Origin of the sequence: Acidipropionibacterium virtanenii (genome assembly GCF_003325455.1) — a bacterium.
Taxonomy (GTDB): domain Bacteria; phylum Actinomycetota; class Actinomycetes; order Propionibacteriales; family Propionibacteriaceae; genus Acidipropionibacterium; species Acidipropionibacterium virtanenii.
In genome coordinates this window covers 2,560,981-2,573,169 of sequence record NZ_CP025198.1, presented here as the reverse complement: position 1 = coordinate 2,573,169, position 12,189 = coordinate 2,560,981, and the positions used below count along the sequence as shown (strand labels likewise).

Here is a 12,189-nt window from a genome sequence, read left to right as displayed (position 1 = left end):
GCCGGTCCGCAGCGCGGTTTCGAGATGCCCTGGGGGACCTCGCTTCCGGACCATCACCACTGGCCGGTCGTGCTGCGCGCCGGAGCGGTGGTGCTGCGGCCGATGCGCAAGGACGACTCGTCCGACTGGTTCAGCCTCAGGGAGGCCGACTCCGAGTGGTTGCGTCCCTGGGAGGCCACCAGGCCGCCCGTCTCTCTGGAGAGGCCGCCCGGCTTCGCGGCCATGGTGGTGCGCAATCGGCGCCTGGCCCGGATGCCCACGATCCTCCCGTGGCTGGTCGCCTGGGATGAGGGATGGCCCGAGAATCCGTCGCCGCGACCGGAACGACTGCCCCTGATAGGCCAACTGACGGTCTCGTGCATCACCTTCGGCTCAGCGATGAGCTGCTCGATGGGGTACTGGGTGGGCTCGAGGTATGCGGGTCGCGGGGTGATACCGACCGCCGTGGCGATCGCGGCTGACTACTGCTTCCAGGTGCTGCGCCTGCATCGGATCGAGATCTGCATCCGGCCGGAGAATCAGAAGAGCCTGCGGGTGGTGAGCAAACTGGGCCTGGCGGAGGAGGGGATGCGCCCGAGATTCCTTCACATAGACGGGCACTGGCGCGACCACCGGGTGTTCCGGCTTCTGAGCGACGACCGGCCCGCAGGGGTGCTCCGCGGCTACCTCGAAGATCGCGTGCTGCCAGGCTCTCCACTGGCCTGACTTCTCCGACCGGCGGATAGCGCCTTGTCCGAGCCTGTTTAGCTATGGGAATGACATGAATGTCATTCGATTCGCCGACACTCCGGCCCGATGCGGGACGCCGACGCCCTCCTCCCCTACGGTGGGGGCGTGGAAGCAGTCATCTTCGGTGTGCTAGTAGTGGCGTGGATCGCCTACCTCGTGCCGTGGTTCGTCATGCGACGCCACGACCACTCGGAGGACACCGAGGAGGTGGCGGAGTTCCCGGACTCGATGTCGATCGTGCGGGACGGGGGGCTGACGATCAGCTCTCAGATCCCCGAGGCCGAGCCGGACCTCGAGGTGGCGACTCCGTACACCCGCGCCCATGCCCGTCATGAGGTGCAGGCGGCGTGGGCCGATGCGGCGCTTCGCCGGCGCCGGACCATGGCCGTACTGCTGGGGCTGACGACGGTCTCGGCGGTGCTGGGCGTCACCTCGATCCTGTCGTGGTGGTTCGCCGCCGGATTCGGCGTGCTGGTCGTGGCCTTCCTGGTGGTGTCGAGATTCTCCGTGGTCGCCATGAGCAGGCGCCTCGATCGTCGGATGGAGCTCATCGATCGGGGGTGGGACGAGCGGACGGTGGCGATCAACCTCAACGATGCGTTTCCCGGATCCGACGATGCGCCCAAAAGTGAGGACGAGCCCACCCCGCCGACGGAGTACTCCGTCGAGCTGAACCGGCCGGTGTCGAAGTCCGACGGGTCGCTGTGGGAGGCGGTGCCGGTGACCGCCCCCACATACGTCTCCAAGCCGGTGGCCGCACGCACCGTGCGCACCATCGACCTCTCGGCCCCCGGGCCGGTGATCGGCCAGACGAATGATCCGGTGACTGCCGAGCATCCTCAGGGGGAGCGGGAGGAGTCGGCCACGGTCCTGGGTCGGGCCGAGTCGGCCTGAGCCGGAATTGTCCGTTCGGCGTCTGCGGTGGTAGCGTTACCGCGTCCTTGGGGCATTGGCGCAGTTGGTAGCGCGTCTCGTTCGCAATGAGAAGGTCAGGGGTTCGAATCCCCTATGCTCCACCCAGAAGGATCGTGCAGCGCTTACTCCGCAACGGAGGCAGGATGTTCGAGAGAATCACCGCTGATCCGGCCGTCATGGGTGGCCAGCCAACCGTCCGGGGCCTGCGATTTCCCGTCAAGACGATCGTCCGAATGGTCGCACAGGGGATGTCGAACGGCGAGATCCTTGCCGAGCATCCGGATCTTGAAGCCGCCGATATCCGAGCCGCGCTGGAGTATGCCGCTGCAGCGCTTGATGCGGAGACCTACCTTCCGCTGGCCCACACGGCATGAAGCTGCTGCTCGATCAGAACCTTTCGCCGACCATCTGCGTCCACCTGACTGAGGCGGGCATCGAGTCGGTTCACGTCCGCCAGATCGGGCTCCGGGATGCTCCCGACGAGGCGATCCTCGACCACGCGCGCCGGGAGGGCCTCGTCGTCGTGTCCCAGGACTCCGACTTCACGAACCTCCTCGCATACCAGGCAGCCAGCAAGCCATCGTTGATCCTGTTGCGGATTCCGGATGCGGTGACCGCCGCCGAGGTTGCCGCGGTGCTCATCGGTAACCTGAGCGCCATGGCTACGCTGTTGGAGGACGGAGCGATCGCTTCCTTGACCCAGGATCGGATCCGCGTGCGTCGCTTGCCGCTTCGCTGATTCCATCGGTCGCAAGCCTGCCCGCGCCCGGCGCTCGGTGCGAGAGCCTCGTAATGGTTCCAATCGATTCCGGCAGCTAGGGTGATCCGGTGGGCCGGATTGATGGGGAAAGCGACTTGTTGAAAAATGGTGTCCACATTCTGGGATCCTGCGGGTTGTGTCGGCAGAAACTGTCAGATCCTACTGGTTGGCTTGATCCATGGAGGCGATGACGCGGTTCAGGACGGCCGGCGACCGGCTGGTTGAGGCCGATGTCGCTGTGCGTCGCGCCGAGTCCGACCGGCTGGTCGCGGTGGCCGGGATGATCGACACCTACCCCGCACCTGAGCCTCTGGTGAACGGCCCCGCTGCCGAGCGGACTGTTTCTGCCGGGGCCGACGGCGCTGGATCGGTTGGGGAGTTCGTGGCCCTGGAGGTCGGTGCGCTGCTGGGCCTGAGCGAGCCGGCGGCCTGGAGCTTGGTCCATGACGTCGCCAACCTGCGAAGCCGCCACCCCTACCTGTGGGCGGCGCTGGCCGACCTGCGAGTCGAGGCCTGGCAGGCCCGCAAGGTGGCCCAGGCCTGCGACGAGCTGTCGGCCGAGGCGGCCCGGTGGGTCGACGAGAAACTCGCCGACGCCTGGGGCGTGGCTCCCTGGCCGAGGATCCGACGCCGCCTGCAGGGATTGATCATGCGCGCCGACGCCGACCTGGCGCGGCGGAAGGCCGAGATCGCCCGGCGTGACCGGTTCCTGTCGATCCGCCACCTGGGGGACGGCACCTCGGCCATCGGCGGACTCATCGACACCGGCGCCGCCCTGCAGCTGCAGGCCGCCATCACCCGGATCACGAGTCGGATGAGGAAGGCCGGGGCCGAGGAACCGCTGCCGGTCCTGGCGGCCCGGGCCCTGGAGGAACTCGTCACGCCCACCACCACCGATGAATCCACCGGCGACAGCACCGCGGCCCTGCCCCTGGCCGACGTCGTCGTCCACATCGCCGCCGAAGCCCTCGACACAGCGGCCAGCGACGGCGCGCATGTGGCCAGGGTCCTCGCCCGGGGCGGAGACGTCGGCCCGGTGCTGGTCGACCAGCTGGCCCACCTGCTGGGCCACCACCGCATCCGCGTACTGCCCGTACTCGACCTCAACGGTGACCCGTCGGTGGACGCCTACGAGATCCCAGACCGGCTCCGGCGTCAGCTGATGATCCGGGAGGACTGTTCGGTCTTCCCCTACTCCACTGCCAGATCCCGCACCGCCGACCTGGACCACACCATCGCCTACCGCAGATCCACTCCGGGGTCCCCGGCCCCGCCCGGCCAGACCCGCATCTCCAACCTCGGCCCGCTGGCCCGGCGGGAGCACCGCGCCAAGACCGCGGGCATCTGGAAACTCGACCAGCCGGCACCCGGCGTCTACGAGTGGACCAGCCGCACCGGCAGACGCTGGCGCGTGGTCCGGGGACGCACCACCAGGCTGCCCGGCAGACCCGACGGGGCTCGAATCGGTGACCGGCCGCGCCGGAATCCCAGGATCGACGTCATCTTCGGCTGATTCATGAGGCCAGCCCGGCCACGAATCTCCCCAGCCTTTCCAGCCCTTCCTCCAGCTGCGCCTGCGAGGCCGCGTAGGAGAGGCGGATGTGGGTGTCGGCGGTCGTGGCACCGAAGTCGCGGCCGGGCGTGAGCGCGACGTGGGCCCGCTCCAGCGCCTGCTCGCAGAACTGCCAGGCATTCAGGCCGGTGCCGCTGATGTCGACATAGACGTAGAAGGCGCCATCGGGCTGCACGGGTACCGGCAGTCCGATGCGTGCCAGCCCGTCGCACACCAGGCGACGTCGCCGCCCCAGCTCTGCGCGGCGTTCCTCGCAGACCGCCAGCGACTCGGGGGTGAAACACGCCAGGGCCGCCTGCTGAGCCGGGTTGGAGGCCGACAGGAAGAAGTTCATCGCCAGCCGCTCCACCGCCGCCACCAGCACATCGGGAATCACCATCCATCCCAGCCGCCAACCCGTCATCCCGAAGTACTTGGAGAAGCTCGAGACCACGATCGCGTCCCGATCGGTCTCCAACACCGTCCGCGCCGCACGCCCGTCGACGCCGCTGTCGGCCAGCTCCAGATAGATCTCGTCGACGATCCGCCAGGCATCGCGGGCACGGGCCAGCTCGCAGATGGCGCTCAACTGGTCGAAGGGAATGGATGTTCCGGTGGGATTCGACGGGGTGGCCACCATGACCGCCGTCGTGCGATCGCTCCAGGCCCGCTCGACGCTCGCGGCGTCGAGCTGATAGCGCGTGGCCGCGCTGGTGGGGACCGCCACGACCTTGCCACCGAAGGCGGTCACCAGCTCCCGGTTGCAGGGGTAGGAGGGGTCGGCCAGGATCACCTCGTCGCCGTTATCGACGGTGGCGGCGGTGGCCATCACGAGAGCGCAGGAGGCCCCCGAGGTGATCGCGATCCGGGCCGGATCGACGTCGATCCCGTGGCGATCGCGGTAGAAGCCCGAGATCGCCGATCTCAGCGCGGGCAGTCCGAGGGCCGATGTGTAAGGCAGCGGACGCCCGTCCATGGCGACGCGCATCGCCTCGCGGACCGCCGGCGGTGCGCCGAAATCCGGCTCCCCGATGGACAGCGCGACGACGTGCTGCCCGGCCGCCTCCATGGCGTCGGCCCGCTGCCCGAATGCCAGGGCGTGGAAGGGCTGCATATCGCGGACGTGGCCGGAGAGTTTCATGGAGTGGTCCTCGGATCGGGGTATGACGGGACAAGCATGACACTCCACGCTGCGAGGTCTCGCCATCGTTCCTGACCCGCAACCCTGGCCAGAAGGCGCTAGCGTCTGTCCATGAGCTCAGAGGGCGACGATCTGCCGATCTACCGTGCGCTGGAGTCCCCCGGGGACGTCCCAGGATTCCTGGAGAGGTCCCTCACCCATCTCCGCGGCCACGCGGATGACGAGGAGCTGACCTTCGAGGCGGTCGACTTCGAGAAGGTCGAGGGGATCTGGCTGTGCGGCCTCAGCGTCTACGACCCCGACATGGACGCCGCCGGCAAGCCGTGGGGAGTCGCCATGCTCGCCTGGGAGACCGAGGCCCGCGAGGCGATGTCCCGCCTCTGGGGACGGCCGATGATCCACTCCCCACGGCTCGTCGGCGATGCCCGGGAGCCCGAGGGGATCCTCGACCACGTCCTGATCAACCTGGGCTACGACCACGCCGAGATGTGGGACCGCCACGACGTCTTCCTGGCCCTGCTGACGAAATGGGACGGCGAGCCCGGCGTCGGTTCACTCCAACAGCTCGTGATGGTGGTGCCGCGGCGCCTCGTGATGGAGGGGAACTCGGCCCTCATCGACGACACCACCGACGATCTCCTCATGCACGGCGAACATCCGACCGAGCTGCACCGACGCGCCTGGTTGATGAGCACGGTCTTCGGCGATGGTGAGGCGAGACTGCACGAGGCTCCCCTCGACGGCACCCGGTGCAGCCTCCAGGCCCACGACGGCACCACCACCGTGTGGATCTTCGCCGATGACGGGCGGGTGCTGCTGCTCATCAACGACCCCGCCTGCACCTTCAACCGTCTCGTCGCACGGGCGGCCGGAGACGATCCCGACGCCGCCGACACGCGTCGTGACGAGAAGCTCATCCTGCTCGAGAGGCTGCTCGACGGGGTGCCGGACGACCTGCTCGGCGCCGTAGCCTCCCCGGCCGTCACGGTGCGCGGGGAGATCGCAGGGCACGACCTGGAGTTCGGACTGCTCGACGACCGACCTGTGCCGATCATCACGGGGGCCTTCTGGTTCGACGGCACGAGCTGGAACGTGCCGCGCGGGCTCACCGTGGCCGGGCGACGCAACGGACTCGGCACCGACGACTTCGGTTTCGCGGCCGCCGTGCGCCGGCCCTACCGTCTCGGCGGCAGCTTCACCCCCGACGCGTTCGGTTCCTCCGACGACGTCGAACGCCGGGCCCTCCTCGACGAGTTCTTCGCCGCATGCCCGTTCCCCGAACAGCCCCGTCCCGAGGGTCCGGTGCGGCTCGGAGACGGAATCCTGATCGATGCCGACCCTGCCGCGGTGACCGAGGACGTGGAGCGTGTGACACGGGCCTGGTGGTACCGGGATCCCGACGGACAGGCCCTCGACGACGAGACCTTCACCATCGGGGGTCGCCGGCTCCGGCACGACGGGTCCGGGGTCATGCACGAGCCCCTGCTGCTCGCCGATCCCTGGACCGACGACGTCTTCCAGTCCTGGGTCGACGACCTGGTCGACGCCATGACGGACCGGTGGGGCCCGCCCCTGGGACTGTCGGCCTTCGAGCGGACGTCCGGGCAGGAGCGCCACACCCCGCTCACCCGCCTGATGCGCGGCATGGGCCTCGAACAGGGGCCCCTCTGGTGGGTCAACGGCCACGCCGTGCTCCTGCTGGCCGGCACGATGCCCGATCCGTCGCACATCCTGCGTCCGCAGGCCATCCTGGAGATCGGCCGGGCCGACACGCTGATCGAACTGCTCGGCAGGACCAGCATCTGGGAGACGAGGATGCGCCTCCGTGCGATCGCCGAGTGCGGATCGGTGACGTGGGACGGTCCGGCGCTGCCCGGCTCCGACATCGTCCCTGACGCTCGGCGAGCCGTCCTGCGGACCGATGGGTTCACCTGGGAGGGGTACTTCACCCACGACGGGCGCGGCATGCTCATCACCTACCGCGCCGACGGCACGACTGCACCGGATCCGGATCTGGACGATCTGTTCGACGGGGTTCCCGAGGACCTCATGACACTGCTCGACGGCCCTGATCCGACCGGTGACGCCCCAATCGCCGTCTTCTGCCACGACGGTCTGGACTGGCGGGCGTCGCGCGGAATGCTGCGCGCGGCCTACCGGCGCAGTGACGACGACGGCCAGGACGGCCTTCTCGCCGGGCTCTACGCCCAGGACACCGGGGCCCCTCGGCTGGCGAGGTTGCTGCGCGAGGGCTCTGCGTCGCCCCAGGATCATGGCGCGGCCCTGGAGGAGTCTCTCATCGGCTCCCTCAACGATCTGCTCGACGTCATCGTCGGGGGTCCCGATCGGCGATTCCTGCTCGACGCGGCGCTCAGCAACCCTGATCCGCGCAGTCGCCGCGAGATCGCGTTGTGGCTGCTCGAGAGTCCCGGCGATGCGGCGGGTCAGTTGTCATCCGGAACGCCGATCAACGTCCTGCTGGCCAATCCGACCCTCGACGGCGCGGATGCGGTGATCCTTGAACGCATGTGTGAACTCGGCGCCGAGACCGGGCCCGGCCTGCTGGGGGAGCGCGGCCTGGATCCCACGGAGCAGCTGCGCGCCAGGGCCACGGGGCGCCAGGATCTGGATCGGCTGGTCGAGATCCTGGCGGACCCGCAGACGGTCACAGGCTGATCAGGGCGATGCCGGCCAGCACGATGGCGGCTCCTACCAGACGACGGGCCAGGTGCCCCTCGCCGAAGAGCCTCCACGCCAGCACGGATCCGATCACGATGGAGGATTCCCGCAGCGGTGCGACGATGGCCACCGGGGCGGTCCTCATGACGTGGAGTACGAGGATGTAGGCCAGCGGCGAGAAGACCGCGACGATGAGGACCGGTCTCCAGTTCGTCCTCAATGACCCGGTGATCGCCGTGCGCCGACGCAGTGCGCGCGGAGTGAGGACCAGGCTCTGGATGAGGTAGGTGCCGGTGAAGTAGGTGGTCGCCGCCAGATCCAGATGCCTGACCGACCAGGAGTCCCACAGGGTGTAGCACGCGATCGCCGCACCGGTCGCCGCGCCCCACATCACACCCCTGAGCGGATGGCTCTGCCCGCCGGAGAAGGGATTCCCGGCCACCACGCAGATCCCGGCGACCACCACGACCGCGCCCGCCAGCTCGACCGCGTGTGGCTGCTCTCCGAGCAGCGCGATGGCCACGATCATCGACAGCACCGGGCCGGTGCCCCGGGCGACCGGGTAGACCACCCCCATGTCGAACCTGTCGTAGCCGCCCTGAAGGGTCAGCGAGTAGACGATGTGCAGCCCGGCCGAGACCAGCGCGGCGGCGGCGAGCCCCCGGTCGAGCGGCTGCGAGCCGTCCAGCACCGGGGCGAGCCCCACCGGCAGGCACAGCAACGTCGCCGCACAGGTGTAGGCCCACACGAACAGCACCGGGTCGCCGCGCTGAAACTTGGCCGCGGTGTTCCATATCGCGTGGGCCACCGCCGCCACCAGGACGAGGGCGATCGATGCTGCTCCCATCTACTCGTCCAGGCCGACGAAGCGGCGGAACCACTCACCGCCGGTGACGGTGATCGGGCGCAGTGTGAGCGGACCCGCCTCGATGCGAAGACCGAAGGGCGGGAATGCGGTCTCGAGGTTCACGACACCCCAGTCTGCCCGATCGGAGGATGAGAGGCTGAAACATGGACTGTCAGCGGCCTCGCCTAGGCTGTGCCGGGTGAGACGGCCAGATTCCTTCCTCGGCCTGGCGACCCCCAGCACGTGGTCGCTGGGGCAGCAGTACGCCCGCGGGGGTCGCGCCCACGTCGTCGATTTCGACTCGAGGACGGGCCAGGTCCTCGGGCGCTGCCGAGGGTCACGGGGACGCAACTACACGATCCGCGTCTCCTACGACCTGGATCTCGACGACCAGCTCTGCGCCATCGACGGCACCTGCACCTGCCCGGTCGGATTCAACTGCAAGCACTGCGTGGCCGTGGTGCTCGCCGACCTTCGGGACCAGGGCCTCGACCCCGGCATCGGCGCGTCCCCCTCCCTGGTGCCCCGGGACCTGCCGGCCGCCCCGCCGAAGCCGCCCGCCTGGAGCCGGACCCTCGACCGCATCTTCAGCCCGTCGATGGCGCCGGGCTCCGGATCGGCCGTCCGGCCGCTCGGCCTGCTGGTCAGCTTCACCCCCGACCGCACCGTCGAGCAGTTCCGCGCGGCGCTGCTGGGCAGCAGGGTCCCCGTGCGCGGCTTCAACCAGGGCGGCTTCGTCTTCGGCAGCCCCGCCGGATCGGTGACGGTCCGGCCGGTCCGCCCGGGCAAGACGAAGAAATGGGTGAAGAGCGGGATCTCGTGGTGGACGGTCCAGGGCGGCGACGCCACCGTGTCACCGGTTCAGAGCGCGGCCGTCGACGCGCTGCACAAGCTCTACAGCGGTGCCGCCTATCTGGGTGGCCAGGATCCGCTGCCTCTGGAGGGCATCGACAGCCAGGCCCTGTGGGCGGTGCTGGAACGCATCAGGGACGTCGGAGTACCCCTGATCGAGGACGACGGACGGTTCAGCCCGGTCCATCTCGAGGAGACCCCGGCCCTCGCCGACATCCAGATCTCCCGCGACGGCGCGGGAGATCTCACGCTGAGCGCCGACCTGCGTCATCCCCAGATGCCGGCCGACAGCCCGACGGCCAAGCTCGGCGACCCTCCCCACGGCATCGCCTGGCGCGACAGCACGGGACTGCACCTGGCCGGCCTCGACCATGCCGCCGACCGGTCCTGGGCCCAGCTCGCCGCCGAGCCCCGGGCCCTGCGAATCCCCGCCGAGGGATACGACCATTTCATCACCGACGTCTTCCCCCGTATCGCGCAGTTGGACTGGGCGTCTCCCGACGGCTCCTTCACACCTCCGGATCCGCCCGCCCCCGGCCTCCACCTGGAACTCGGCGTCTCCGGGGCCACGGCTACCGACCCCACCCCGCACGCCCATCTGCGCTGGTCCTGGCACTACCGCGACGACCGGGGCCGGGGCCGCGGGCCGCTCGCCCTGCGCGCCGGCCGGTTCGACCCGGGTCGTGACGTCGACCGGGAGGAGGAGATCCTCGCCCCGGTCCTCGACGCGCTGTCGGGGCTGCCGGCCGTCCTGAGTGATGCCGACGGACCCGAGCTGCGCCCCGAGTCCCGGCTGGACGGCATGGACGTCATCACCCTGGTCGACGAGGTGAGACCGGGGCTCGAGGAACTCGGCGTCGTCATCGAGGCCGAGGATCTGCCGCAGTTCCGCCAGGTCGCCGACCCTCAGGTCCATGTCGGGCTGGGCGCCGATGCCGGCAACGACTGGCTGGATCTGGAGATCACCGTCGAGGTCGACGGCCACCGGCTGCCGATCTCCTCCCTCATCAGGGGACTCACCCTCAACGATGAGGCGATCTTCCTGGAGGACGGCACCTACTTCACACTCGACAACCCCGAGCTCGACCAGCTGCGGCAGCTGCTCGCCGAGGCCGCGGAACTGGGCGACCAGCGCCGCAAAGGCGTCCAGGTGCCCGCGGTGCGGATCTCCTGGTGGGAGGAACTCCTCTCGCTGGGGATCGTGCAGACCTCCCAGGACCAGTGGTTCGACGCCGTGCGTCGCGCCATCGCCGAACCGCCGGAGCCCGCCGAGGTGCCCGACGGTCTCACCGCCGACCTGAGGCCCTACCAGCTGGCCGGATTCCGATGGATGGCCGGGCTGAGACGCTCCGGTCTGGGCGGTGTGCTGGCCGACGACATGGGCCTGGGCAAGACGGTGCAGGCCCTGGCGATGATCCTCGACGAACGGGAGCACTCAGAGCAGGAGGCCGTCCGCCCGCCCTGGCTCGTCGTGGCGCCCACCTCGGTGGTGTCCAACTGGGCCGAGGAGGCCGGGAAATTCACCCCGGGCCTGCGGGTCGCCATGATCGAAGCCACGCAACGGCGCCGTGGCACACCGCTGTCCGAGATCGCAGCCGGGGCCGACGTCGTCGTCACCTCCTACGCGCTGCTGCGCCTGGAGTCCGACGATTACGCGGCCCAGCCCTGGGCCGGGATGCTGCTCGACGAGGCCCAGAACGCCAAGAACCGCGCATCCAAGGTCTTCGCCTGCATCAAGACCATCGGCGCACCGGTCGTCTACGCCGTCACAGGCACCCCGATGGAGAACAACCTCGACGAGCTGTGGGCCGTCTTCGCCCTCGCCGCTCCCGGTCTGCTGGGCGGCCACAAGCAGTTCCAGACAGCCTTCCGACGTCCGATCGAACGCGACGAGGACGACGCCGGCCAGAGGATGAACACGATGCGCCGGCGCATCGCCCCCTTCCTGCTGCGCCGCAGCAAGGACCAGATCGCCCTCGACCTTCCCGCCAAGCAGGAGCAGGTGCTCCACGTCGACCTGGCACCGGCCCACCGGCGGGCCTACGAGCGTCAGCTCCAGCACGAGCGTCAGCGCGTCCTCCAGCTCACCGAGGACATCGATCACAACCAGATCGAGGTGCTCTCGGCGCTGACCCGGCTTCGCCAGCTGGCCATCGACCCGTCGCTGGTCGACCAGGGGGAGGAGGCCAAGGCCCCCTCGTCCAAGCTCGACGCACTCGTGCCCCTGCTCGCCCAGGCCGCTGAAGAGGGCCACCGGGTGCTCGTCTTCAGCCAGTTCACCCGCTATCTCCGGCGGATCGCAGAGCGTCTCGACCACGAGCACATCGCCTACTCCTACCTCGACGGCACCACCGGGCACCGCAGAGCCGTCATCGACGGTTTCACCAAGGGAGACGATCCGGTCTTCCTCATCAGCCTCAAGGCCGGCGGCGTGGGCATCAATCTCACCCAGGCCGACTACGCCATTCTCGCCGACCCGTGGTGGAACCCGGCCGCGGAGAACCAGGCCGTCGACCGCGCACACCGGATCGGCCAGACGCGGCCCGTTCACGTCTACCGGATGGTGGCGCGCGACACCATCGAGGAGAAGGTGCTGGCCCTCCAGGACGCCAAGCGCGAACTCATCTCCGGGGTCCTCGATGCCGGGGAGGGCGCCGCAGCCACCGGCGGTTCGCGACTGAGCGCCGAGGACGTGCGGATGCTGCTGAGCTGAT

Annotated in this window: 10 protein-coding genes and 1 tRNA gene; 8 read left to right on the top strand and 3 right to left on the bottom strand. The window is 69.3% G+C overall.

What is annotated here, in order from left to right; genetic code table 11:
* The first annotated feature begins 72 nt into the window (after window positions 1–72).
* The 6 genes from JS278_RS11945 to JS278_RS11920 all read left to right on the top strand — a co-directional run bounded on the left by JS278_RS11945 (window position 73) and on the right by JS278_RS11920 (window position 3,917).
* Window positions 73–705 (top strand): GNAT family N-acetyltransferase, encoded by a 633-nt coding sequence (locus tag JS278_RS11945; RefSeq protein ID WP_114046302.1) that lies wholly within the window; start codon window positions 73–75, stop codon window positions 703–705.
* A 129-nt stretch (window positions 706–834) separates the two neighbouring features.
* Window positions 835–1,623: a hypothetical protein gene (locus JS278_RS11940; protein ID WP_147243200.1), complete on the top strand. Its 789-nt coding sequence runs from the start codon at window positions 835–837 to the stop codon at window positions 1,621–1,623.
* A 49-nt stretch (window positions 1,624–1,672) separates the two neighbouring features.
* Window positions 1,673–1,745: transfer RNA gene (locus tag JS278_RS11935), tRNA-Ala, on the top strand.
* Window positions 1,746–1,787: 42 nt separating this feature from the next.
* The gene (locus tag JS278_RS11930; protein ID WP_114045383.1) at window positions 1,788–2,018 is read left to right on the top strand and encodes a DUF433 domain-containing protein; all 231 of its coding nucleotides are present in this window, start codon (window positions 1,788–1,790) and stop codon (window positions 2,016–2,018) included.
* A complete protein-coding gene (locus JS278_RS11925) occupies window positions 2,015–2,383 on the top strand; it encodes a DUF5615 family PIN-like protein (RefSeq protein ID WP_114045382.1) in 369 nt (122 codons plus the stop codon). Before JS278_RS11930 ends, JS278_RS11925 begins: the two co-directional genes overlap by 4 nt.
* 199 nt (window positions 2,384–2,582) lie before the next feature.
* Window positions 2,583–3,917: a DUF222 domain-containing protein gene (locus tag JS278_RS11920; RefSeq protein WP_114045381.1), complete on the top strand. Its 1,335-nt coding sequence runs from the start codon at window positions 2,583–2,585 to the stop codon at window positions 3,915–3,917.
* Window position 3,918: 1 nt separating this feature from the next.
* Here JS278_RS11920 and JS278_RS11915 read toward each other — a convergent pair whose 3' ends face one another.
* Window positions 3,919–5,097: an aminotransferase class I/II-fold pyridoxal phosphate-dependent enzyme gene (locus tag JS278_RS11915; RefSeq protein ID WP_114045380.1), complete on the bottom strand. Its 1,179-nt coding sequence runs from the start codon at window positions 5,095–5,097 to the stop codon at window positions 3,919–3,921.
* Between the two features lie 111 nt (window positions 5,098–5,208).
* Here JS278_RS11915 and JS278_RS11910 point away from each other — a divergent pair, with 111 nt between their 5' ends.
* Window positions 5,209–7,773: a hypothetical protein gene (locus JS278_RS11910; RefSeq protein ID WP_114045379.1), complete on the top strand. Its 2,565-nt coding sequence runs from the start codon at window positions 5,209–5,211 to the stop codon at window positions 7,771–7,773.
* On the opposite strand, the gene JS278_RS11905 is transcribed toward JS278_RS11910, so the two are convergent.
* Entirely contained in the window at window positions 7,763–8,623 is an 861-nt protein-coding gene (locus JS278_RS11905) for a DMT family transporter (protein ID WP_114045378.1), read from the bottom strand. The genes JS278_RS11910 and JS278_RS11905 overlap by 11 nt on opposite strands.
* Window positions 8,624–8,746, bottom strand: a complete 123-nt coding sequence (locus tag JS278_RS16600) for a hypothetical protein (protein ID WP_281269173.1) — start codon at window positions 8,744–8,746, stop codon at window positions 8,624–8,626.
* Between the two features lie 76 nt (window positions 8,747–8,822).
* Here JS278_RS16600 and JS278_RS11895 point away from each other — a divergent pair, with 76 nt between their 5' ends.
* Window positions 8,823–12,188, top strand: a complete 3,366-nt coding sequence (locus JS278_RS11895) for a DEAD/DEAH box helicase (RefSeq protein ID WP_245935104.1) — start codon at window positions 8,823–8,825, stop codon at window positions 12,186–12,188.
* Window position 12,189: the final 1 nt, after the last annotated feature.

Coding starts and splice junctions, on each gene's coding strand:
- JS278_RS11910 (WP_114045379.1), top strand. CDS start 5,209: ATGAGCTCAGAGGGCGACGATCTGCCGATCTACCGTGCGCTGGAGTCC.
- JS278_RS11905 (WP_114045378.1), bottom strand. CDS start 8,623: ATGGGAGCAGCATCGATCGCCCTCGTCCTGGTGGCGGCGGTGGCCCAC.
- JS278_RS11915 (WP_114045380.1), bottom strand. CDS start 5,097: ATGAAACTCTCCGGCCACGTCCGCGATATGCAGCCCTTCCACGCCCTG.
- JS278_RS11930 (WP_114045383.1), top strand. CDS start 1,788: ATGTTCGAGAGAATCACCGCTGATCCGGCCGTCATGGGTGGCCAGCCA.
- JS278_RS11920 (WP_114045381.1), top strand. CDS start 2,583: ATGGAGGCGATGACGCGGTTCAGGACGGCCGGCGACCGGCTGGTTGAG.
- JS278_RS11925 (WP_114045382.1), top strand. CDS start 2,015: ATGAAGCTGCTGCTCGATCAGAACCTTTCGCCGACCATCTGCGTCCAC.